We start from the raw sequence: 255 nt of genomic DNA on the forward strand, positions 1-255 counted from the left end.
AGGAGCTTTTCCCCCTCAACAACGGCATCAGCGTGCAGTCGGAATGCCCGATCGGGCTGATTGGCGACGACATTGAGGCGGTGTCGCGCAAGAAGGCCAAGGAGCACGAAAAGACGATCGTGCCGGTGCGCTGCGAGGGCTTCCGCGGCGTCTCGCAATCGCTCGGCCACCACATCGCCAACGACGCCATCCGTGACTGGGTTTTCGACAAGAACGAAGTCGAGTTTGAGACCGGCCCTTACGATGTCAACGTCG

At 60.8% G+C, this 255-nt stretch carries 1 protein-coding gene; it reads left to right on the forward strand.

Features of this window, described 5'->3' with window-relative positions; translation table 11 throughout:
• A partial coding sequence (locus K6N12_RS35215) for a nitrogenase component 1 (RefSeq protein ID WP_281424341.1) occupies window positions 1-255 on the forward strand: 255 nt, incomplete at both ends.

This window comes from Rhizobium redzepovicii, from assembly GCF_019793435.1.
Classification (GTDB): domain Bacteria; phylum Pseudomonadota; class Alphaproteobacteria; order Rhizobiales; family Rhizobiaceae; genus Rhizobium; species Rhizobium redzepovicii.